At 47.8% G+C, this 21711-nt stretch carries 23 protein-coding genes; 5 read left to right on the top strand and 18 right to left on the bottom strand.

Annotation, left to right across the window (positions count from 1 at the left end; genetic code table 11):
- Positions 1-9: 9 nt before the first annotated feature.
- The 3 genes from LEUMU_RS0113200 to LEUMU_RS0113190 all read right to left on the bottom strand — a co-directional run bounded on the left by LEUMU_RS0113200 (position 10) and on the right by LEUMU_RS0113190 (position 2840).
- On the bottom strand, positions 10-1341 hold the full coding sequence (locus tag LEUMU_RS0113200; RefSeq protein WP_022952758.1) for a heterodisulfide reductase-related iron-sulfur binding cluster: 1332 nt from the start codon (positions 1339-1341) through the stop codon (positions 10-12).
- An 85-nt stretch (positions 1342-1426) separates the two neighbouring features.
- Positions 1427-1846 carry a rubrerythrin family protein gene (locus LEUMU_RS0113195; protein ID WP_022952757.1) on the bottom strand — a complete coding sequence of 140 codons (420 nt, stop codon included), beginning with the start codon at positions 1844-1846 and terminating at the stop codon, positions 1427-1429.
- A gap of 130 nt (positions 1847-1976) precedes the next feature.
- Positions 1977-2840: an SDR family oxidoreductase gene (locus LEUMU_RS0113190; protein WP_022952756.1), complete on the bottom strand. Its 864-nt coding sequence runs from the start codon at positions 2838-2840 to the stop codon at positions 1977-1979.
- Between the two features lie 12 nt (positions 2841-2852).
- On the opposite strand from LEUMU_RS0113190, the gene LEUMU_RS0113185 reads away from it, so the two are divergent.
- On the top strand, positions 2853-3152 hold the full coding sequence (locus LEUMU_RS0113185; protein ID WP_022952755.1) for a non-heme iron oxygenase ferredoxin subunit: 300 nt from the start codon (positions 2853-2855) through the stop codon (positions 3150-3152).
- Positions 3153-3174: 22 nt separating this feature from the next.
- Here the strand turns inward: LEUMU_RS0113185 and LEUMU_RS0113180 are convergent, their stop codons facing one another.
- Entirely contained in the window at positions 3175-3597 is a 423-nt protein-coding gene (locus LEUMU_RS0113180) for an anti-sigma factor (protein WP_157474339.1), read from the bottom strand.
- A 486-nt stretch (positions 3598-4083) separates the two neighbouring features.
- Here LEUMU_RS0113180 and LEUMU_RS0113175 point away from each other — a divergent pair, with 486 nt between their 5' ends.
- Positions 4084-4629 carry a hypothetical protein gene (locus tag LEUMU_RS0113175; protein ID WP_022952753.1) on the top strand — a complete coding sequence of 182 codons (546 nt, stop codon included), beginning with the start codon at positions 4084-4086 and terminating at the stop codon, positions 4627-4629.
- Positions 4630-4686: 57 nt separating this feature from the next.
- On the opposite strand, the gene LEUMU_RS0113170 is transcribed toward LEUMU_RS0113175, so the two are convergent.
- Positions 4687-5043 (bottom strand): DUF4870 domain-containing protein, encoded by a 357-nt coding sequence (locus LEUMU_RS0113170; protein ID WP_022952752.1) that lies wholly within the window; start codon positions 5041-5043, stop codon positions 4687-4689.
- 102 nt (positions 5044-5145) lie between these two features.
- Here LEUMU_RS0113170 and LEUMU_RS0113165 point away from each other — a divergent pair, with 102 nt between their 5' ends.
- Positions 5146-5730, top strand: a complete 585-nt coding sequence (locus tag LEUMU_RS0113165) for a DUF4124 domain-containing protein (protein WP_022952751.1) — start codon at positions 5146-5148, stop codon at positions 5728-5730.
- On the opposite strand, the gene LEUMU_RS26005 is transcribed toward LEUMU_RS0113165, so the two are convergent.
- The 6 genes from LEUMU_RS26005 to LEUMU_RS0113135 form a co-directional block, all read right to left on the bottom strand.
- Positions 5706-7016: a DASH family cryptochrome gene (locus LEUMU_RS26005; RefSeq protein ID WP_022952750.1), complete on the bottom strand. Its 1311-nt coding sequence runs from the start codon at positions 7014-7016 to the stop codon at positions 5706-5708. The genes LEUMU_RS0113165 and LEUMU_RS26005 overlap by 25 nt on opposite strands.
- A 9-nt stretch (positions 7017-7025) precedes the next feature.
- The gene (locus tag LEUMU_RS0113155) at positions 7026-7772 is read right to left on the bottom strand and encodes a ferredoxin--NADP reductase (protein ID WP_022952749.1); all 747 of its coding nucleotides are present in this window, start codon (positions 7770-7772) and stop codon (positions 7026-7028) included.
- 9 nt (positions 7773-7781) lie between these two features.
- A complete protein-coding gene (locus LEUMU_RS0113150; RefSeq protein ID WP_022952748.1) occupies positions 7782-8051 on the bottom strand; it encodes an oxidative damage protection protein in 270 nt (89 codons plus the stop codon).
- A complete protein-coding gene (gene mutY / locus LEUMU_RS0113145; RefSeq protein ID WP_022952747.1) occupies positions 8048-9127 on the bottom strand; it encodes an A/G-specific adenine glycosylase in 1080 nt (359 codons plus the stop codon). Before mutY ends, LEUMU_RS0113150 begins: the two co-directional genes overlap by 4 nt.
- A 121-nt stretch (positions 9128-9248) precedes the next feature.
- The gene (locus LEUMU_RS0113140) at positions 9249-10532 is read right to left on the bottom strand and encodes an ammonium transporter (RefSeq protein ID WP_022952746.1); all 1284 of its coding nucleotides are present in this window, start codon (positions 10530-10532) and stop codon (positions 9249-9251) included.
- 15 nt (positions 10533-10547) lie between these two features.
- Entirely contained in the window at positions 10548-10886 is a 339-nt protein-coding gene (locus tag LEUMU_RS0113135; RefSeq protein ID WP_022952745.1) for a P-II family nitrogen regulator, read from the bottom strand.
- A gap of 384 nt (positions 10887-11270) precedes the next feature.
- On the opposite strand from LEUMU_RS0113135, the gene glnL reads away from it, so the two are divergent.
- Both glnL and ntrC read left to right on the top strand, forming a co-directional pair.
- Positions 11271-12305, top strand: coding sequence for a nitrogen regulation protein NR(II) (gene glnL, locus LEUMU_RS0113130; RefSeq protein WP_022952744.1), 1035 nt, complete (start codon positions 11271-11273; stop codon positions 12303-12305).
- 13 nt (positions 12306-12318) lie between these two features.
- Complete coding sequence (gene ntrC / locus LEUMU_RS0113125; RefSeq protein WP_022952743.1) at positions 12319-13725, top strand: nitrogen regulation protein NR(I); 1407 nt, start codon at positions 12319-12321, stop codon at positions 13723-13725.
- 63 nt (positions 13726-13788) lie between these two features.
- Here the strand turns inward: ntrC and LEUMU_RS0113120 are convergent, their stop codons facing one another.
- The 7 genes from LEUMU_RS0113120 to LEUMU_RS0113085 all read right to left on the bottom strand — a co-directional run bounded on the left by LEUMU_RS0113120 (position 13789) and on the right by LEUMU_RS0113085 (position 21573).
- The gene (locus LEUMU_RS0113120; protein ID WP_022952742.1) at positions 13789-14532 is read right to left on the bottom strand and encodes a Spy/CpxP family protein refolding chaperone; all 744 of its coding nucleotides are present in this window, start codon (positions 14530-14532) and stop codon (positions 13789-13791) included.
- Between the two features lie 223 nt (positions 14533-14755).
- The gene (locus LEUMU_RS0113115) at positions 14756-16465 is read right to left on the bottom strand and encodes a proline--tRNA ligase (RefSeq protein ID WP_022952741.1); all 1710 of its coding nucleotides are present in this window, start codon (positions 16463-16465) and stop codon (positions 14756-14758) included.
- Positions 16466-16553: 88 nt separating this feature from the next.
- Positions 16554-17021 (bottom strand): DUF4124 domain-containing protein, encoded by a 468-nt coding sequence (locus LEUMU_RS0113110; RefSeq protein ID WP_022952740.1) that lies wholly within the window; start codon positions 17019-17021, stop codon positions 16554-16556.
- Between the two features lie 202 nt (positions 17022-17223).
- Positions 17224-19263: a helix-hairpin-helix domain-containing protein gene (locus LEUMU_RS26000; protein WP_022952739.1), complete on the bottom strand. Its 2040-nt coding sequence runs from the start codon at positions 19261-19263 to the stop codon at positions 17224-17226.
- 2 nt (positions 19264-19265) lie between these two features.
- Positions 19266-19415 carry a hypothetical protein gene (locus LEUMU_RS28970; RefSeq protein WP_022952738.1) on the bottom strand — a complete coding sequence of 50 codons (150 nt, stop codon included), beginning with the start codon at positions 19413-19415 and terminating at the stop codon, positions 19266-19268.
- A gap of 56 nt (positions 19416-19471) precedes the next feature.
- Positions 19472-20827: an OmpA family protein gene (locus LEUMU_RS28085; RefSeq protein ID WP_051156031.1), complete on the bottom strand. Its 1356-nt coding sequence runs from the start codon at positions 20825-20827 to the stop codon at positions 19472-19474.
- A 248-nt stretch (positions 20828-21075) separates the two neighbouring features.
- The gene (locus LEUMU_RS0113085; RefSeq protein WP_022952735.1) at positions 21076-21573 is read right to left on the bottom strand and encodes a paraquat-inducible protein A; all 498 of its coding nucleotides are present in this window, start codon (positions 21571-21573) and stop codon (positions 21076-21078) included.
- Positions 21574-21711 lie beyond the last annotated feature (138 nt).

The following is a 21711-nucleotide window of genomic DNA, read 5'->3' as shown; positions in this document are numbered from 1 at the left end:
ATAGCTCCTTTACGACAGGCCGTAGGCCATGCGCAGCAGTGTCATCGGGTGGTGCGGCACGGAGTCGTCTTTCATACCGTTTTCAATCTGGTGGCCGGCCATCGGGCAGTCACTGCTGTAATAATCAGATTCTGCTTTTTGTACGCGAGTAATCACCGGCTTACAAATCTTCATAGAGATTTCGTGGTATTCGGATTTCACTGCATAAGTCCCGTCATGACCAGAGCAGCGCTCAATCACATCCAGTTTAGTCTCTGGAATAAGCTCTAGCAGCTCGCGTGTTTTCAGGCCAATCTTTTGAACCCGTAGATGACAGGAGGCGTGGTAGCTGACCTTGCCAAGGCTGCGGCTAAAGTCGGTATTGAGCTTAGCTTCCTTATGGCGCAGCATCAGATACTCAAAGGGGTCGAAAATATGCGCCTTAACTCTTTGCACGTCGGCGTCATCTGGGAACATGAGCGGTAATTCTTGTTTAAACATCAGAACACAGGAAGGCACCGGCGCAATAATGTCGTAGCCCTGATCGATCTTTTTAATCAGCTCTGGAATATTCACATCTTTAGCTTGGGCAACGGCTTCTAAGTCGCCTAGCTCTAACTTTGGCATGCCGCAACATTGTTCTTTATCAACTAAGGCGAGTGGGATTTTATTGTGCTCAAAGACTTTCGCCATATCCTCAACGATGTGTGGCTCGTTGCGGTTGCCATAGCAGGTGACAAATAAGGCAACTTTACCGGTTGTGCGGCCAATGGGTTCGGCAGTGTGTGCTGAGTTGTGATTCGCTAAGCGCTTGCGGCCAGTCTTGCTGTGATATTCAGGCACCACAGCATCTGGATGGACTTGTAGTACTTTCTCCAGCCCCTTTCTGGCAAGGCCATTTTTATTCATGGCGTTTACAATGGTGGAAACCACTGGAATTCCTGCGAGGCTACCGACCGTATCGGTGGCGGAGAGAATTTTATCGCGGGTTTTAACTTCGCCTTTCTGGAATTTTACCGCCTTAGCACGCAGCATCAGATGAGGAAAGTCGACATTCCATTCATGAGGCGGTACGTAAGGGCATTTGGTCAGATAGCACAGGTCGCACAAGTAACATTGGTCGACGACCTTCATGTAATCTTTTTTATCGACGCCATCCACTTCGAAGGTTTCAGATTCATCGATCAGATCAAACAGGGTGGGGAATGAATTACACAGGCTGACACAGCGGCGGCAGCCATGACAAATATCGTACACACGTTCCAGCTCTTTATTGAGCGAGTCTTCGTTGTAAAAGTCGTCGGATTTCCAGTCAAGGGGATGTCGTGTGGGTGCTTCCAGATTGCCTTCACGTTGTGCCATGAGCCTCTCCAAACAAGTAAGATGACAGATCTCCCCCTCCAAAACCTCCGGAGAGGGAAATGCTAACGGTCGCTAGCTAGGCTGCTTAGGCATCCAAGCTATCCAGCGCCTTCTGGAAACGGTTGGCATGAGAACGCTCCGCTTTGGCTAGTGTTTCAAACCAGTCAGCAATCTCATCAAAGCCTTCCTCGCGAGCTTCTTTGGTCATGCCTGGGTACATATCTGTGTATTCGTGAGTTTCGCCAGCAATGGCGGTTGCCAGATTGGCTGCAGTTCCACCGAATGGCATCCCTGTTGCAGGGTCTCCACATTCTTCGAGGTATTCTAAGTGGCCGTGCGCATGGCCAGTTTCGCCTTCTGCGGTGGAACGGAAAACGGTTGCAACATCGTTGTAGCCTTCAATGTCTGCTTTTGATGCGAAGTAAAGATAGCGACGATTTGCCTGAGACTCACCCGCGAAGGCGTCTTTGAGATTCTGTTCGGTCTTGCTTCCTTTAAGTGACATGGCGTGCTCCGGATTGGTGTAAAGATGATTGGCTTACCATGTTTTGCATAGTAAGCCAACATTACAATAGGAAATAAACACCGTGGGCGCAATAGATTATTTAGATCGTTTCGATCGATAAAAACGAAGATTATTTTAAGGCGCTGGAAATGTCCGGATAAATTAATTCAATATCTAATAAATTCAATAGTTTATCATTCTTTATGCGGCGCGATTCCAGCGCGTAAGAAAGCATCCCTTTGCTTAATTTTTCATTCGCATCCTGCAAGCTGATCTGTGGAGGGCGAGGTAAGCCTGCATAGTCAGCAACCTGATTAAAGTAATCAACCATAGTGCTGGGATGGCCATCGGTTGTATTAAAGATCTCAGCCGTCAGTGAGCTTTCCATCGCTGTGATACAAATTGCAGCCAAGTCGTCGGCATGAATTCGGTTGGTATAAGCCGCTTCACTACGTTGCACCACGGGCAGATTTTTGCGAAGCCGTTCGAGCGGTAAGCGTTCTAGTGCGTAAATGCCGGGCACTCGCAGAATAATGTATTCACGCTGATATTGTTCTGCCCAGTGTTGCAAGATGCTCTCTGCGGAGGCTCGACGCTTGGCGCGATCGGTTTGTGGGTTCACGGGTGAGTTTTCATCGACCCAGCCACCTTCACAGTTACCATATACGCCGGTGGTGCTGATTAGTACGATACGCTTTGGCAAGTCGCCCAACTGGGTAAGTACGGTTTGCAGGCGGCTATCTTGTTCGCCATTGCCCGGAGGTGGTGCAAAGTAATAGAGCTCTGCATTCTGAAACTCTGACACAGGTAATGCGACATCACTATCAAGGTCGTGAATCAGGGTATTTATACCAAGCGCCCGACACTTGGCAGCCGATGCTTCGCTACTGACGAGTGCGCTAATGCGGTACACTTGGCCTTGATACAATGCATTGATCCGTTTGGCAACGCGCCGCCCAATGTCGCCGCAGCCAATAATCCAAATATTCTTCATGATGCCTATCCTATGATTAAAGCCGCTGAAATAAATGAGCTCAAGCCCGGAAAAATTAAGCGTATCACAAGCGCCAATCAGGCGTTGTTACTCTGCAATGTGGGTGGGGAATATTACGCAGTTAAGGACTTGTGCCCCCATGAAGACTTTCCATTGTCTTACGGCTGCCTGAAAGGGAATGATATTGAATGTTCGCTGCATGGTGCGCGCTTTGATGTGCGAAACGGTGCGCCAACGCATGAGCCTGCGGACTGTGCTTTACAGACCTTTCCAGTAGTGATTCAGGAGGATGGCGTATTTATTGATGGCTAGTCTTGGCTATCAATAAGCGCTGTTAGGGTTGGCCCAGTAATAGTGGCTGTGGGGTGAAATCTGTTTCTGTGCTGTCTAGCATGATCATGAATTTATAGGGCTTTTCAATCTGGCGTGAGCTGGTGAAGGGGATCAGTAGCTCAGTTGGTAGGCTAGTCACCGGTGCAAACTCCACAACAGAAATCACATCATCAGGGCGCTTGGTTAAGTCGTAAATCCACAAATGATATTGCTGATCAGTAGGAAGCTTTGGCAGGTTCGCAAAACGCATAATCCCTTGCTGGTTCAGGCTGCTCCAGACGATATCGCCACTAATATTCTTAGCCAGCGGGTTGAGGGTGCGCATCCAGTTAACATTGATTACATCCGGACTACTCAGCAAAAATTTCCGAGACTCGTATTGCGCCTGTTGCTGCTCAGTGATGGTGTCAATTTGCTTAGACATTTTCTGCACATAGAGCAAACTAGCAGCAATCGTCGTTGCGATCGCAATAATCAAGACTGGCCAAATCCAGTTTGAACTGCGGTCGGTGTGACTTGGTTTAAAAGGCGAATCTGAGGGCATCTTGTATTTTGGGGGTCAGTAAATTCAATATTGTGAGAGGTATAGTACGCTATTTTTAACGTTATGGCGTGAGCGATAACGCGTCAACGAAAAATTCCTGCTGGGTTTCTGAGCAAGCGATAAGGCCTGTTAAGCCACCACCTAGTGTTAGCAATACGAAAAATGATTGGCTTCAGATGCCAGTAAATTTTAGCGTCACTAAGAGGCCCTTTAGTTTAAGTGGGGATTGCCTGAGCGGTGTCTGAGAGTCCGCCGATGAATGGTATTAATTTGGCGGTAAGCTGTAAAGTTTATTGTCCGGCCGCCTTGTCTAAAGCTTTGCGATAGTCATGAGATTGTCGCCGAACTTTAGATAAGGAGTGCGCAATGAAGATATGGAAATCTGTCGCCTGTCTTACGGCAGTGATGTGCATAAGCAATGCCGCGTTAGCAAAAGATGAGAGCAATCCTTTTGCAGCATTGACCTGGACATTTGGCTCAGAAACGCTAAAGCCGGATGTGACTATTGGTTACCGCTCGGTCGATGTTGAAACCGACGGTGATGCTGATGGTTGGCAGGGCAGTGTGTCGTACCGACCTCATGCTGGCGTGGATAAAATCAAGCTGGAAGCGGTTACTGGTGATGAGAATATGCAGGCCACTTATGGCGCTGGATATAGCTTGCAGCAGAAGCAAGCCTTGCTAACAGCAGGTGCCACGGGAAGTTATCTGACGGCTGGGGCTGACTTCTTAATTAGCAGTCATAAGATCGAGCCTTATGTCGGGGTCACAACCTTGCATGAGTATGATGTGCCTGAAAAGGCGGATACTAGTTATGTTGATACTGGAAGCTACACAACAGATAGTGCGGCGGTGAATGATGATCTGCAGGAAGCCTATTTTCCTGAATATGAAGACTGTAATTGTCAGTAGCTAGAGCGTTGGATTTACCGGCGATGCAGCTAGTATATCGCCGGTAATCCAAGTAAATTACTTAATCAGTCGGATGGCAAAGGGGTACCGGTACTGCTTTCCCTTACTTACCTGTAGCGCTGCGTAGATCGCGTAGCCTATTCCGATAATGCCAACAATCATCGCCTGGATCATAAACAAACTGCTGAATCTGGATAGAAGCACCATTACAAAAGCAATAACCAATATGGTGATTTGAAAGTTCATGGCCTCTCTGGCATTGGCTTCAACAAAGCTGCTCTTATGACGCTTCAGTATCCAAATGGCTAATGGGCCTAGTACCAACCCAGGTACGATTAAAATGCCACTTAGAGCCGCGAGGTGCGCCCCCATGCCCCAGATACTTTCTTCTTTTGTAGTCATTTGCTCTGTCATCCCTTGCTCCTTGTTTAATGCCCTGTTATCGGGTATTTCGCCGATGTTTTCAAGGTCTTGCTACAATCAATGTTAGAAATAATTGCCGATAGGTTTAAGTGTATGCGGAATATATTGTTGCTCGCGCTGTGTGTCGTAGTGCAAACCGCATCAGCGGGTGGTATCTATAGCTGGACTGATGAGTCAGGAAATTTGGTATTTGGCGATAGCCCTCCCGAGTCCGTTGTGGCTAAGCCGATTAATCCGCCCAAGCTCACCGTACTTGAGAATTTTTCCACTCGTTATAAAACAAATGCTGGCGTTGTTAATACACGTGGTACATCGACATCCGCGCCTAAACCAGCAACTGCAACGGACTATTATAAATCGCTTAACCTTATTGCGCCAAAGCCTGAGCAAGTCATAAGGGCAAATGATGGCGATGTGTCGGTCGCGCTGACTTTATCACCAAAGCTGCGAGCGGGTGATAATGTGGTCATCAAGCTGGATGGTGTAGAGAAATACCGTGGCACTCAACGGGTTGCTAACTTAAGTAACCTAAGCCGTGGATCACATCAGTTGGAAGTTTCAATTGTTGATCGCAAAAATACTGTATTGAAAAGTAGTGGCGCGAGCTTTAGTGTGTTGCGGGCTTCTGCGCTAAATAAAAAGCCGTTCAATCCTTATTTAAACGAATCCAACCAGTAAGCCTGATATTCACCATTCGGGTCGTAGCGCTTGGCTTCGACCTCGACATCAAAGTTGCGCAGGTTTTTACTGTCGTGGCCAATCCCTGCCTGAAAATTCCAGTTGCCGTAGTTATTACAAGGCTCAAAGTCTAACAGGAAATGTTCGAACCAGCTGGCTCCTAAGCGCCAATCCAATCCTAGCGTTCGTACAAAATATGCAGACACGCACTGGCGGCCCCGATTGCTCATATAGCCAGTTTCCAGCAGCTCAGTCATGTGCGCGTCAATAAATGACTGTCCCGTTTTAGCTTCACACCAGCTTTGTGCTTTGGCTTTATTGGTTTTGTTAACCGGGCGTTTCGAGCAATTTGGTCCTTGAGCGCCATCGTGCAAAAACAAATCCGCACCATGTTTTATGGATGAGAAGTGATAATAGTCACGCCAGAGTAACTCGCATACCATCCAGTGTGTTGACTCATTGGTGAGTCGCTCAGCTTCATAACGACGGATTTCATGATACAAAAAACGCGCAGAAAGAGAGCCATTGGCAATCCAAGGCGATAGTTTGCTGGAGTAATCACTGCCCAGCGATTGATTGCGGGTTTGCTTGTAAGACTCTAGCGCCGTGCCTTCCCATATAAAATCATTCAAGCGCTGCAGGCCAGCGTGCTCGCCGCCTTTAAAATTAAGTACTGCCTTATCAGGAACAGGGCGGCTATCTGCGACAGGGTTTTCCGTGATGCTTTCAAGTCGTGGAATGACTGGAGCTGCTGGCAATTGTGTTGGCGTCTTGCAGCACGCTGAAACCGTGCCTATGTCTGCTTCCCAGTTCTTTTCAATCAAACGACGGAAAATGATATAGCTATTGGGTAGCGTGGCGGGGTCAGTGGGCAGATCATTGATATCTAACAGTGTCGCGCCACCAATCAGCTTTAAATCGCAAAATTGGGTAATGACATCATCTTGTAGTCGTTCGCAATAGCCGCACTCATACGGTGCGTACACCGTGCGTGCACCGGTTCTCTCGACTAGTTCTTTTAGTACAGTGCTGGCATTGCCTTTAAGAATAACCAGATCATTGCCAAGTGCTTGTAATGATTGCTTCAGATCAAGCAGGCTATTCCATAAAAATTCGGCCCGATAGGGGCCCAGACTTTCAACACCATGTTGCTGGTAATGAATCACTTCATCATAAATAAAAACACACAGCAGTCGCTCTGAGGATTCGCTTGCCTGTAGCAGTGCAGGATTGTCATGTATGCGTAGGTTTTTTCGAAACCAAAGTATGCCGTCTGTTTTTGTCATCGTTATTAATCAGAAGTATTGTTCAGTGGTTATATGGCCGGGTTTGCGCCGTAAGTGTTTTTTCAGGCCACGCTCAGCCAGTACTGTGCGGGCATCTGTAATCATGTGTTGATTGCCGCAGAGCATGATATGGCTTTGCTCTGGTGTAATAGTCAGAGTTGTTGCAGCTTCCAGTTCACCATTTTCAATCAGTGCTGGAATGCGACCCTGCAGTGCGCCGCTGTGGGGCTCTCGGCTAATAATTGGCTGATAGATAAATTGATCCGGATGCTCCAAAAGGAGCCGCTCAATGAGTTCCTGATATACCAAGTTGTTGGTATAAGAAACAGCATGCACCAGTACAATTTTTTCAAAGCGTTGCCAGACTTCACCATCCTGCAAAATCGATAAATAGGGGCCGAAGCCAGTGCCGGTTCCAAACATCCAAAGGTGCTTGGTTTCAGGCAGCTCATCCAGCACAAAAAAGCCATAGGCTGGTTGAGATATTTCGATCACATCACCGGCTTTAAGCGCAGCCAGCGCATGCGACATCACGCCATCAGGGACTGTGTTATATAAGACTTCCGCGCTTGCCTGCTGTGGTGGGTTAACCAGCGAGTAGGGCTTGGCGATCTGCTCGCCATCCACTGACAGTTGTAAACGTACAAACTGTCCGGCCTTGAAGGGCTGCAGTTCGGTGTCCAGTGTCAATGTGAATAAGTTCTCAGCCCATTGCTGGTTATTAATCACGGTTGCAGGGATAAACGCAGAAGCCATATATCAGCCTTAAGCCTGTGGAGTCAGGTTATCAACCTGAGATGGGCCATCACCAAAGAAGAACTTTTCCATTTCTTCTTCCAAAAACTTACGGTCTTTTGGGTTTACTGGTGATAAACGGTACTCATTCATCAGGATGGTCTGGTGGCCAACCCATTGCTTCCAAGCTTCCTGAGAAACATTTGCAAAAATGCGCTTGCCTAGATCACCCGGGTAAGTCATTCGCTCAAGACCTTCCGCTTCTTTTTTTAGCAGGACGCAGTTTACCATTCGGCTCATAGTGTTTTTTCCTTAAAGGTTTTCAATAAATCTTGGACCGGGGTCGCGAGACCACCATCGAATTCGTCGTTAATGTTATACCAAATGCTGCCGTCGGTCTCCATCACACTACTAGTATCCGGTTTTTGTGGATTAATCATAATTGCCTGAATCATTAAGCGGTAATGACTAAAAGTGTGTTTGTACTCCGGAAGCGGCGTACCGGTTTCCAATTCACTGCGATCAAGCCCTTGTTTCTCTAGCCAATTGCGTGCGGAATCAGCGTCTTCAAATTGCGGAAAACTCCAGAGTCCTCCCCAAATTCCGCTGGGTGGCCGACGCTCCAGATAGATGGATTGATCTTGGTGCATTAGCAGCATAATCGCCTGTCGCTCGGGCAGTGTGCGCTTTGGCTTGGGGGTGGGGTATTTGCTGACGGTTTCAGTTTGATGCGCCATGCAGTCATCTTGCAAAGGGCACTCGGTACAGCGTGGCTTGCTGCGGCTGCATAAGGTCGCCCCCAAATCCATCATTGCTTGGGTATAATCCGCATAGCGTTGTGGCTCAACTTGTTCAGGCACGTGTTGCTCTGCTAAAGCCCACAGCTGCTTTTGTACCGCCGTGTGCCCATACCAACCTTCAACGGTATGAAAGCGAGCCAGTACGCGTTTTACATTGCCATCTAAAATAGGGTGCGCTTGTTTAAAGGCGATCGATAAGATGGCGCTGGCGGTGGAGCGACCGATCCCGCTAAGCGCAGTGACTTGCTCCAATGTATCTGGAAACTCGCCACCATGCTCATCACGAATCTGTTGTGCCGCTTTATGCAGATTACGAGCACGTGCGTAATAACCTAATCCCGACCAGTGCTTGAGCACATCATCAGTTGGTGCATTGGCCAGACTGTGTAAGTCCGGAAAGCGCTGCATGAATTTCTCATAGTAAGGAATGACTGTTTGCACTTGAGTTTGCTGCAGCATGATCTCTGAAATCCAAACCCGATACGGCGTGATCGGATGTTGCCATGGCAAGTCTTTACGACCGTGCTGATCAAACCAATTAAGTATGCGATCGGGGAATGGGGCGATATCAGGCATAAGATAGGCTGCTTGTTCAAAACGGCAGTGTAGCGCATTGCTTTAGGTGTTTGAAAGCAGGCACAAAAAAGCCGGAACAATTGCTGCTCCGGCCATTACTTTTCAGTAGGTTAGCGCTTGATTAGCCCTTAGTGAATTCAGGGTAAGCTTCCATACCGCACTCGCCAATATCGGCACCTTCGTACTCTTCTTCTTCAGAGATACGAATGCCCATGATGGCTTTGATCAGTAACCAAACAATGAATGAAGTAACAAATACCCAAACAAAGATTGTTCCTGCACCAACTAACTGGCCAATGAATGTGGTACCAGAGTTAGTGAGAGGTACTGCTAACAGACCCCACAGACCAACAACACCGTGTACCGAGATTGCACCCACTGGATCATCAATGCGGATCTTGTCGAAGAACAGGATTGAGAAGACAACTAATACACCACCGACTGCACCGATGATGGTCGCCATCATTGGAGAAGGGGTAGAAGGCTCAGCAGTGATAGCAACCAGGCCAGCCAACGCGCCGTTCAGGATCATTGTTAAGTCAGCTTTGCCGAATAGGATTTTTGCAACAAACAGCGCCGCGATTACACCACCGGCTGCTGCCGCATTCGTGTTCAGGAATACCATTGCAACTGAGTTAGCGTTAGCGATATCACCCAGTTTCAGAACCGAACCACCGTTAAAGCCGAACCAGCCCATCCACAGGATGAAGGTACCCAGTGTCGCCATTGGCAGGTTAGCACCAGGGATTGGGTTGATCTTGCCATCTTTACCGTACTTACCCTTACGAGCGCCCAATAGAATTACGCCAGCCAATGCCGCTGCAGCACCTGCCATGTGAACGATACCAGAACCCGCAAAGTCAGAGAATCCATAGTCATCGCCTAGAGAGTATAGGCCGAATACTGATTGACCACCCCAAGTCCAAGAGCCTTCCATTGGGTAGATAAAGGCAGTCATCACTAAAGCAAATACGAAGAATGCGAACAGCTTCATACGCTCAGCAACCGCACCCGATACGATAGACATTGCCGTAGCAACGAATACAACCTGGAAGAAGAAGTCAGAAGCATTTGAGTAAACAGAATCGCCTTCGAAGCCGGCTTCTGCTGAATCTGCCAGTACTTTAGCCACTAAAGCGTCTGCGTTTTCAGCGCCATCCAGTGCGATATCTTTAAGCATGATGCCGCCGTCGTACATAATGTCGTAACCGACCACTAAGTATGCGGTGCAAGCAATCGCAAAAAGAACAATGTTCTTAGTCAGAATTTCAGTGGTACTTTTACTACGAACTAAACCTGCTTCTAACATAGAGAAGCCGGCTGCCATCCACATAACCAGTGCTCCACACACTAGGAAGTAGAAAGTATCCATCGCGTACTGCAAGTGAAAAATATTGTTTTCCATTGTTATCTCCTGTCTTTAAAGCGCTGCCGGGCCGGTTTCATTAGTACGGATACGGATTGCCTGCTCCAGAGCAGTAACAAAGATTTTACCGTCGCCGATTTTGCCCGTGTTGGCTGCTTTGGTGATCGCTTCGATCGCCTGATCCAACAGTGCTGCATCAACAGCAGCTTCGATTTTTACCTTCGGCAGGAAATCAACAACGTATTCCGCGCCGCGGTATAATTCTGTGTGCCCTTGCTGACGCCCAAAACCTTTTACTTCGGTGACGGTGATACCGGCAACGCCGATTTCGGATAGTGCTTCCCGAACGTCATCCAATTTAAAGGGTTTGATAATTGCAGTGATTAGCTTCATTGCAGATACTCTCCTGAATAAAAAATTTAACAAACAACTGACAGTCACCGAATCAAACTTGGTTTTCTGCCGCAGCTGTTTCGCTGTGCTTTTCTGTTGCTATATAGCCACAAGCATTTCCCGTGCCAACTTTTCTAAGCAGTGATAAAACCTAGCTTTACCGCTTGTTAATGTTTGAAAGCGGTGCGCTATTTGAGTGCAAAGGGTGGAATGAGGTGCATAAAATCGTGCATTTGCACTATTATGGTGCGCTATGGGCGTGTTGACCGGCTGGTCAGGGTGTTTTTAGTTGGCCTGATAATTGCTACCACTGCAGGTATTGATGGAGATTAACTGTTTGCTCGTGGCAAGACTGACTGTGGCAAATTAGGATGAGTTAAATATATGAGTATTACAGATGCATTAGCCACCTCGGTGGTCATGCTGGATGAGGGGCTGAAGATCGCTTACATGAATGTTGCCGCCGAAGTGTTGTTTGGCAACAGTCGAGGCCGGCTACTAGGTAAGTCTTATAAGCGCTTACTGGAGCAAGAGATTTTAGATATTGCGCTGGAGAAGGCGCTGGAGACGCATGAGAATCAGTCTTTAAGGGAGCTTCACTTAAAAACGGCGCAAGGTGAAATGGTCATCGCTGATTTAGTGGTGAGTACTTATATAGCTGAAGGTGAAATGCAGGGTTTGATTCTTGAGCTCTATCGCATTGACCAGCAGTTACGGATTTCACAGGAAGAACTATTACTAAGCCAATTGCGTACTACGCAGACCTTAGTAAAGGGCATGGCGCATGAGATCAAAAACCCATTAGGTGGTTTGCGAGGCGCAGCGCAGCTATTAGAGACTGAGCTACCCAGCCCGGAGTTAAGAGAATACACCAGCATCATCATCTCAGAGGCAGACCGATTACAGGTATTGGTTGATCGCATGATGGGCTCACAGTCGCCGCCGATTCAGGAAAATGTGAATATTCACGAAGTACTGGAGCGCGTGCGCAAGTTGGTGAGTGTTGATTTGTCGCCAGGCGTGACAATCGAGTTTGATTATGACCCCAGTATTCCTGAAATCCGCGCCGACAAAGATAAGCTGATTCAGATCGTACTAAATATCGTGGTGAATGCGCTAAAGGCCGTGGGCGATGAGGGTAAGGTGATCTTCAGAACTCGGGTATTACGCCGCTTTATGCTGAATCATAAAACGCACAAGTTAGTGCTCAAGCTACAAATTATTGATAACGGCGGCGGTATCCCGCCAGCGATACAGGACAAGGTCTTCTTCCCAATGGTCAGCGGCTCTGCTGAAGGTACGGGATTAGGGCTCTCAATCGCGCAATCACTGGCTAATACGCATGATGGCTTAATTGAATTTCAATCAACGCCTGGCGATACCTGCTTTACTTTATTACTACCAATTCAAGTGCTTTAGGAGATAAAACTGCATGCCTCAATCTGAAGCAATCTGGGTCGTGGATGACGATCAATCTATCCGCTGGGTTTTGGAGCGCGCACTGACCCGTGCGCAGATGTCTGTCCGAACCTTTGAGTCTGCCACTGAGTTATTACGTGCCTTAAAACGTGACCGCCCTGAAGCGATTATCAGCGATATCCGGATGCCGGATATGGATGGCTTTGAGCTACTCGAAGCCGTGCAGCGCGATTATCAAGACCTGCCCGTCATTATTATGACTGCGCATTCTGATATGGATAGCGCGGTATCGGCATTTGAGAGTGGGGCATTTGAATATCTGCCCAAGCCATTTGATATTAATGAGGCAACCGAGCTGGCGCGTCGTGCTTGTGAGCATGGCAGGGTAAAAGAGGTTAAGGCGACTGCCGTTGACGAATCTGATGAAATTACCGAGTCTGGCATTATCGGTAAATCAGTTGCGATGCAGGGCGTGTTTCGGGCAATTGGTCGCCTGAGTAAATCCAGTATCTCCGTGTTAATTACGGGTGAGTCGGGTACCGGTAAAGAGTTGGTTGCCGCCGCACTGCATGAACATAGTCCCCGCGCAGAAAAACCATTTATTGCGATTAATACCGCGGCGATTCCTAAAGAGCTTTTGGAGTCAGAGCTGTTTGGTCATGAGAAGGGCGCATTTACCGGTGCGCATGCGCTGCGTAAAGGCCGCTTTGAGCAAGCCAATCAAGGGACTCTGTTTCTGGATGAAATCGGTGATATGTCGGCAGACCTGCAAACGCGTCTGCTGCGCGTGCTAGCGGATGGCAAATTCTATCGGGTCGGTGGCCATGTGCCGGTTGATGTGGATGTGCGAGTAGTAGCGGCAACGCATCAGGATTTGGAAGAGCGTGTTCGCCAAGGCTTGTTCCGAGAGGATTTATTTCACAGGTTAAATGTTATCCGTGTGCAAATTCCACCGCTACGCGATCGCAGTACGGATATTCCGTTATTGCTGACCCACTTTTTGCAGAAAGCCGCTGAAGACTTGCAAACAGAACGCAAAGTCTTATTACCTGAAGTGCAGGAGTTTTTACAAACCTTGCCTTGGCCGGGTAATGTTCGTCAGTTGGAAAACGTTAGTCGTTGGATGACCGTGATGGCATCGGGTCGTGAAATTACCATGGATGATCTGCCGCCAGAGCTAATGGACACGGAGGAGGTCAAGCCGAGTGGTGATTGGCGAGCCTTGCTTAGTCAGGAAATTCAACAGCGATTGGTGTCCGGTGAGACCCGTATTCTGGATGATTTGACGCCGGAGTTTGAACGTTTGGCGCTAGAAGTGGCATTGCAGCAAACGGCAGGGCGTAAAAAAGAAGCCGCTGACTTGCTAGGCTGGGGGCGCAATACACTCACTCGTAAGCTAAAAGATATCTACCCCGAGTAATTTTAAGGCACAAAAAAGGCGGCACCGAAGTGCCGCCTATCATGCTAGCAAGCTGCTGAGAGATTATTCAGCGGCTTTAGTTTCTTTATCTGCTTCAGCTGGCGCTGGGGTCTCAGCTTTGGTTTTTTCTGCCTTAGCTGCTTTCTTTGCTTCCTGCTTTTCCATGCGCTTTTGCATACGTTCCTGACGCTTTTCCTGCATAGATTTCATCGTTGCGCGCTGCTCATCGGTCAGAACGGCATTAAACTGTTGGCGAAGCTCGCTCTTCAGAATAAAGCTCTGGCGATCAATGTTCGCTTTCTTGTCAGCTAGTGCTGCAACTTGAGTGCTGTAATCGGCACTAGTTGTATCCAGCTTCATCATTTCTTGGCGAAGTGTGCGGCTTTGCTCACGCAGAGGCTGCATTTTAGCTTTTTGTGCGGTGCGTAATTCTTTAATTTGCATTTTCTGTGCATCAGTCATGTTGAGTTTCTTTGCCATGAAGCGCATCATCTGCTCGCCACCTTGGCGTTTTCCATGTTGGTGCTTGTTACCATGGCCTTTGCCGCCGTGGCGCTTTTCACCGTGATGCTTGTTGCCATGACGCTCGCCATTGTGGCGCTTTTCGCCGTGATGCTTACTACCATGACGCTCGCCATCGTGACGTTTCTCGCCATGATGTTTTGAACCGTGGTGTTTACCTTCCTGAGAGTAATCGTGGCTACGCTTACCGTGGTGACCATCGTCATCGTGAGCCATTGCAGTCGTTGCGCCAGCGCTCATTGCTGTTACCAATAAAGCGGCTAATACAGTTTTAGTTTTATTCATTTTTCTTCCCTTTAGTGATATTTGAATTTTGCCAACTCGGTCTGTGTGTTGAGCTGATAAGGGAATTATGCACTGAGTAAATGTTAGTTTGGGTAAAGCGAGCGTAAAGACCGTGTAAAGCTAGTGCAGTTGGTCGGGAAAGAAGCGGTGAGCGGTGGGGTTTGCGAGGGGAGGAAGTAGTGTATCGGCAGTGACGGAGACTCGTCACTGCCGATTGATTGGGTTATGCGCCCAGTTTTGCTTTGATAACGTTGTGTACGTCAGCCAGTTCGATCACTTCGGCTTCAGCTGCGGTACGTGATTTGTACTCAAGCTGTTGATTTTTCAGGCCGCGATCTGAAATAACGATGCGATGTGGTAAGCCTAACAGCTCCATATCCGCAAACATTGCGCCGGGACGAATAATGCGATCATCCAATAACACCTCATAACCCGCTGCAACCAGTTCCTCATACAACTTATCTGCAGTTGCTTTCACTTCTTCAGACTTGTTGTAGTTCAGCGGTGCAATAGCAATCTGGAACGGTGCCATTGATGCAGGCCAGATAATACCGTTGTCATCGTAGTTCTGTTCGATACTGGCGGCCACAACACGGGTAACACCAATACCATAGCAACCCATGGTGATTGTCTGGCTCTTACCGTTTTCATTCAGCACGGTTGCATTCATCGCTTCAGAATACTTGGTGCCTAGCTGGAAGATGTGACCCACTTCGATACCACGGCGGATCAGTACCTTACCTTGGCCATCCGGGCTTGGGTCACCCTCTACAATATTACGCAGATCGGCAAACTCAGGCTCTGGTAAGTCGCGTACCCAGTTCACACCTTTTAAGTGGTGATCTTCTTTGTTCGCGCCGCACACAAAATCAGCCAGTGGTGCCGTGGCATGGTCAGCAATAATACGAATGGATAAGCCAACCGGACCCAGTGAGCCAGGTCTGCTACCTGTTAACTCAATGATCTTTTCTTCGGTTTCAAACGTCAGTGGCGATAAAATGCCATCAATCTTTTCAGCCTTAATTTCATTTAAGTTATGGTCGCCACGCACTAGCAGTGCAACAGTTGAGCCTTCTTCACCTTTAACCAGCAAAATCTTAATTTGCTGAGTGGCTGGGATATTCATCGCTTCAGCCAGTGAATCTATTGTCTTCAGGCCCGGCGTTGCAAACTCCACCATCTCCTGAGTCGCTTCAGGGCGAGGGGTTGTGCTTGGGGCATTAACTGCCATCTCGATATTCGCGGCATAGTCGCTGGTATCTGAGAATGCGATGTCATCTTCACCAGAGTCCGCTAATACATGGAATTCATGAGAAGCGTTACCACCGATGGAGCCGTTATCCGCCTGTACTGGACGGAAGTCTAAACCTAAGCGGTTAAAGATGCGCTGATAAGCCGCATACATGGTGTCGTAAGTTTCTTGTAGCGATTCTTCAGTCAGGTGGAATGAGTAAGCATCTTTCATGATAAATTCACGAGAGCGCATCACACCAAAACGTGGGCGTACTTCATCGCGGAATTTAGTTTGAATTTGGTAGTAATTAACCGGCAGTTGTTTATAGCTGTTAATTTCATTGCGCACGTAATCGGTGATGATTTCTTCGTGCGTTGGGCCGAAACAGAATTCACGTGAACTACGGTCGGTTACACGTAACAGCTCAGGGCCGTATTCGTCCCAGCGGCCAGATTCCTGCCACAGTTCTGCCGGTTGAATGGTCGGCATCAGGACTTCAACAGCACCGGCGCGATCCATTTCTTCACGGACAATATTTTCAACTTTGCGCATAACCCGAAGGCCATACGGGCCCCAAGTGTAAAGGCCAGAAGCAAGTCGCTTGATAAGGCCGGCTTTTAGCATCAGCTGATGACTAATCACCTCGGCATCAGCCGGAGTGTCACGTAAAGTGGAAATAGGGAACTGGGATACTTTCATGTGTGTCTGCAGGTTTCTGAAGTTGATGTAGCAGATTAGTATACTGTTAAATCAAACATTCAGAAAGCACTGCAGCACTCAGTCGACCTTATGAGGAAATGTCTTCGCAGTTTTTCGCCAGCTTTTCTTTGGCTTGTGTCAGACGCAAGTTACGCTCATCAGTCCCTAGTGGCTCAGTGCCACCTTCTTCGATGATGTTGGCGTTCTCATTATTTTCCAGAATATGAATATTGTTCTCAAGGTTTTTGCAATAGGCTAAACGCGCCGGTGAGCGATCACCTTTGTAGATGTTTTTTCTAGGCGTTTTGTCAGCTTCTTCAGCAGCCGGTGTCGCTGTCTGCTCTGGCTCATCGTCTTTTTCTTCAGAGGACTTCACTTTGCCGACATTGAATTTGATTTTTTCGCCGATCTGTTCAGCCTTAGCACTTGAGTCTTGTGGCGGGGTTGCCGAATAGTGAGTTTTGCCGTCACTATCTGTCCACTTGTAAATCTCGGCTTGCACTGTCGAACTTAATCCAACAGCAAGCAATAAGAATGGCAGGATTAGCTTGTTCATTTTGATACCTTGCTTGTTTTAATTATTTTTGCCTGTCTATATAAGATAAACAGAATATACCGAGTTGATATTACCATGGACGGCTTTCAAGTACATAAAGTGCCACTACAGCCCGTCTGTTATGTTAAAGAATCGGACTGACGGCCATAAAAAAAGCCCTCGTAAAAACGAGAGCTTTCAGTACTTAGCTAAGCTTGATAGCTTAGCTGCGACCTGTCATGAAGTGTATGTAATCCTTCAGTTTTTTCCATTCACCACGATCGGCAAGGCCGGCTTGATAAGGCCAGGTTTCAGGTTCGTGTGAGTGGTACTCAGGGCCAGCCGCATCAATGATCGCTTTGAGCGTATCACGGTCTGCATTTTTCAGCTGAGCGAAGGTGGTGATACCCGCTTCATTGAGTGTGCGCTCAAAGAATGGACCGATACCTTCAATCTTCTTCAGATTGTCGCGGGCAGAGCTTGAGCCATCGTCATCGGCAGGTGTTTGCTCAGTTAGTTCTGGTCGGTTGCCCGATAGAAAGTCCTGATACTCGCGAAGCTTCGACCAGTTGTGTTCTGAACACAGTCTCGCCTGATGAGGCCAGCTGGCGGGTTCAGTTATATGCAGTGAGGCATCATCTGTCTCATTCAGAAAACGCTTGAGTGTGGTGCGATCAAGCTTTTCCAAATCCGCATAGGTTTTTACGCCATTGGCATTCAGTGCACTAACGACTTTATCGTTAATACCGGTGATGCGAGTCAGATCGTCACCAGAGTGGGGTGTTGTTACAGTGCTGGTGCCTTTGCTTGGCGTTGCAACTTTTGGTAAGTCCGGTGCATTAAGTGTTTCCTTGATGTCATCAACTTTATCTGTCGCTTTGTCTTTAAGCGACATGGCGCCAGCGGCAAGTGAGCCAAGACCTGCTGCCGCAATTCCAGCGTCTTTTCCAAGCACACCTTTACCTTTTTCCAAGCCGGCATCTAACTCTCCGGAGAGGTCTGGGACGTCAACGTCAGGAAGCTTGGCATCAGGTAAGTTCACTTCCGCATTGGGTAGGTCAATGTCTGCTGCATTAACGTCCGGTAGCTCAACGTCAGGAAGGTCGACATCTGGTATTTCAGCATCTGGTAAATCAATATCAGGTGCACTCACGTCCGGCAGGTCTGCATCGGGCAAATCAATGTCAGGCACATTAACATCTGGTAGTTCAACGTCAGGCAGTTCAGCATCTGGTAAGTCGATTTCAGGAGTTTCGACAGAGGGCATTTTAAGATCAACGCCATCAATCGTTTCGCCTACTTTGCCTTTTAGTGAAGCAGCACCTGCGGCAATTGAGCCTAGGCCCGCTGCAGCAACGCCGACGCCTTTACCCAAAGCACCTTTACCCATTTCCACACCAGCATCTAATTTGCCGGAAAGGTCGATTTCAGGGATGTTTACGTCCGGGAGGTCAGCATCTGGCAAATTAATGTCAGGAATATTAACATCCGGAAGCTCTACGTCAGGTAAGTCAACATCCGGTAGTTCGGCACTAGGTAAGTCGATCTCAGGCACATTAACATCTGGAAGCTCAAGCTCTGGAAGATCGACATCCGGTAATTCAGCACTCGGCAAATCAATCTCTGGAATATTGACATCCGGAAGCTCAACATCAGGCAGGTCAATATCCGGGATATTCACATTAGGCAATGAGGCATCCGGCAGATCAATGTCTGGTATCTCAGCCGATGGCATTTTCAAATCAATATCATCAACTTTGTCGCCGATCTGTCCTTTAAGTGCCACCGCACCTGCAGCAATAGAGCCGATACCTGCCGCAGCAATACCAGCACCTTTGCCGAGTGCGCCTTTACCTGCGCTTAGGCCAGCATCTAATTTGCCTTCTAGGTCAAGCTTTGGTCCATCAAGGTCTGGTAAATCGATGCGTGGGCGTGCGGCCGAGGCAGATACACTTGGCGAGTTAACGTTAACTTCGGGTGTATTTACGGTTGGGATTTCAACGTCCGCATCGCCACGAGGGATTCCTACCTCTGGGTCATACAGGCGCTCACGGCTACTGGCCGATAAGCCCGTTTTTAATGGGCGGTTGGCCGTTAAATCAGGCATGTCAGCATCAGCAGAGTATTCGATCTCATCGATCTGTTTCTTGCCAAATAATTTCTTCATGAGCCAGCAAAATAACCAACCCAGCAAAAATGCCGCTAACAGCATCAGAGCAATTTCGAGCGATGCATCCATTAAAGTGTAATTTTCAGGCAGCATAATTATACCTCCTTCACATTGCGCTTACGTTTGCGAGAGCCTAGCGCCCAGCAAAACAGGCAGCCTAATAAAAAAGCGCCTGCCAGCATAATCAATAACTCCAGGCTGGCATCCTTCATTTCATAGGTTTTAGTAACAGCATGTTCAAACATTTCGTATCCTCAGGCTGGGCCAGCTGATAACAGCTGGCCTTTGGTATCAGGGCTTATTATTTAATTAACGGAACCAGTTCGACGCGACGATTTTTACGGCGGCCGGATTCTGTCTTATTGTTGGCAATTGGTTGAGTCTCACCCATGGATGCAACATCAATCTGCGTGGCATTTGCCCCGAGTTTGATCATCATGTTTTTGATCTCTACCGCACGCTTGAGTCCCAGATTCAGGTTGTTCTTAGCTTTACCAATGTCATCCGTATGCCCGGTCAGCACTACGCTGTGAGCAGGGTTGCTGTTTAGCCATTGCACAACTTCTTTAAAGTAGTTGGTCGCAGCATTTGACAGCTTTGGATTCGCTGAGTGGAATGGGAAGTACAGACGACTCTTCTGGATAGTAATGTCAGCATTGGCACTGGCACCTGTTCCATCTTCAGATGAGGTGATTGTGACTTCATCATCGCTAGCAGGCTCATCAGTTACCGCCGCTTTGTCATCAGCCGGAGCGTCTGCAGGTGCCGCACTTAGGTCAGCATCGTTAGGCGTGTCGTTGGTGGAATCAATCAAATCGATTACGCCATCGCCATCGGTATCGGCAGGCATGCCAGACTCGCCAAGCTCATCGCCATCTTTGATGCCGTCGCCATCGCTATCAGCATTGATTGGATCGCTGTTTAGCTTAAGCTCAAGGCTGGTTGGGATGCCGTCATTATCATCATCGTCATCCAATGCATCGATAATGCCATCTTTATCCGTGTCAATTGGGGTTTCAGGATCTGGGCCAACTTCGGCCGCATCGTTCAAACCATCGCCATCACTGTCAGGACTCATTGGGTCAGTGCCAAGCTTGCCAGTGGCTTTGTTTTCGATGGAGTCGCTTAAGCCATCGGCATCGCTGTCAGCGGAGCGAGGATCGGTGCCATTAGTGGTTTCATCCATGGTAGAGATGGTGTCGTTATCATCATCTTCATCCAGCGCATCGATGATGCCATCGCCATCAGTATCGACTGGTGTCTTCAGATCCGTTCCTAGCTCGATATTGTCTTTAATACCATCGCCATCGCTATCATCATTTTCAGGATCAGTGCCGAGGCTGCGCTCAGTTTCATCGGAGATCGCATCGTTATCCGCATCGATAAAGTCAGTGGTGGTTGTCACTGGTGCTACAGGCGTATCTGCTTTCGTGTCAGCGGCAGTTTCTGTGCTTGTGTCTGCATCGGAGTCAGCCAGCGCAAGTGCGCCAGTTGCTGCGACAGTCGCCGGAAGTGCTGCAGTGTTTGCTCGTTCAGCGGCACTGGTAAAAACACCATTTGCTCTGCAGAAGCCTTTAATCATACAGGTGTAATACCACCAGCTACCAAATGCCCAAACGGCGGTTAACAGCAGCAATAGTAATGCTCGTTTTATCATGATGAATGTTATCTCCTGTAAATGATTGGTCAGACGGAGTCAGCTTTGTGGGCTAATGTCAGTGCCTGATCGATATGCATCTTCGGTTTTTTGTGAATATTGTGTATATGAAATCAACCGCTAATCCGGCTTTCGGTTATCAATTAATGATATGTGTCCGACATAATACTGTCTAGGTAGTAGTGAAATCTCCCAAAAGGATTAAACTTTAATTAACGATAGGCTTGTAGTTTTTTAAAAATGGCCGTTTATTGTTGATTGTGGGCTAGTTTGTAGATCCAGAAGCTAAGCCCCATGGTCAATATGACAGAGGCTGCAAAAACATAAAGCCCATAATGCACTTCTACTTTAGCCAATGCCCCAAGTTTTACGGAAACGAGCAGTAGTGCGACCACAAAGACATCTAGCATTGACCACTTACCTAAAGTCTCGATCAGCGACAGTGTTTTATCAAGTGGTGAGCCCGGATTATGGTCAAGATTGGTAATTAGCAGCAGGCTGGTTATTTTTATCACTGGGATAATTAGGCTAAATAACAAAATTATGACAAATAGTAGCCATTCTTTATCATTATAGAGGCTTTTAATGGTGGAAATTAAAGAAATGGTGTTTTCTATGAAATAGAGTTTCTGTAGTGTTAATAGAGGTGCAGTAACTCCAATGACTAATGCTACCAAGCTGCACAGTAAGAGTATATTGATCGCAATACCCTGTTTGGTAAAACGTCTGATAAGAGATTTTGTCATGCTTGCCTATGTATTAGCTTATATTGTTTTGTTTTACTGTTAACATATTCTAACAAACAGCCATCCCCCGGTGGTAGATTTGTTGAACTAAGTACTTTCGAAGGACCGAGAGTCAGCCCTGCAAGGAGGGAGTGTCGT

Origin of the sequence: Leucothrix mucor DSM 2157, from assembly GCF_000419525.1 — a bacterium.
GTDB lineage: Bacteria > Pseudomonadota > Gammaproteobacteria > Thiotrichales > Thiotrichaceae > Leucothrix > Leucothrix mucor.
The sequence above is the reverse complement of the archived record's forward strand: the minus strand, read 5'-3'. Positions and strand labels throughout refer to the sequence as shown.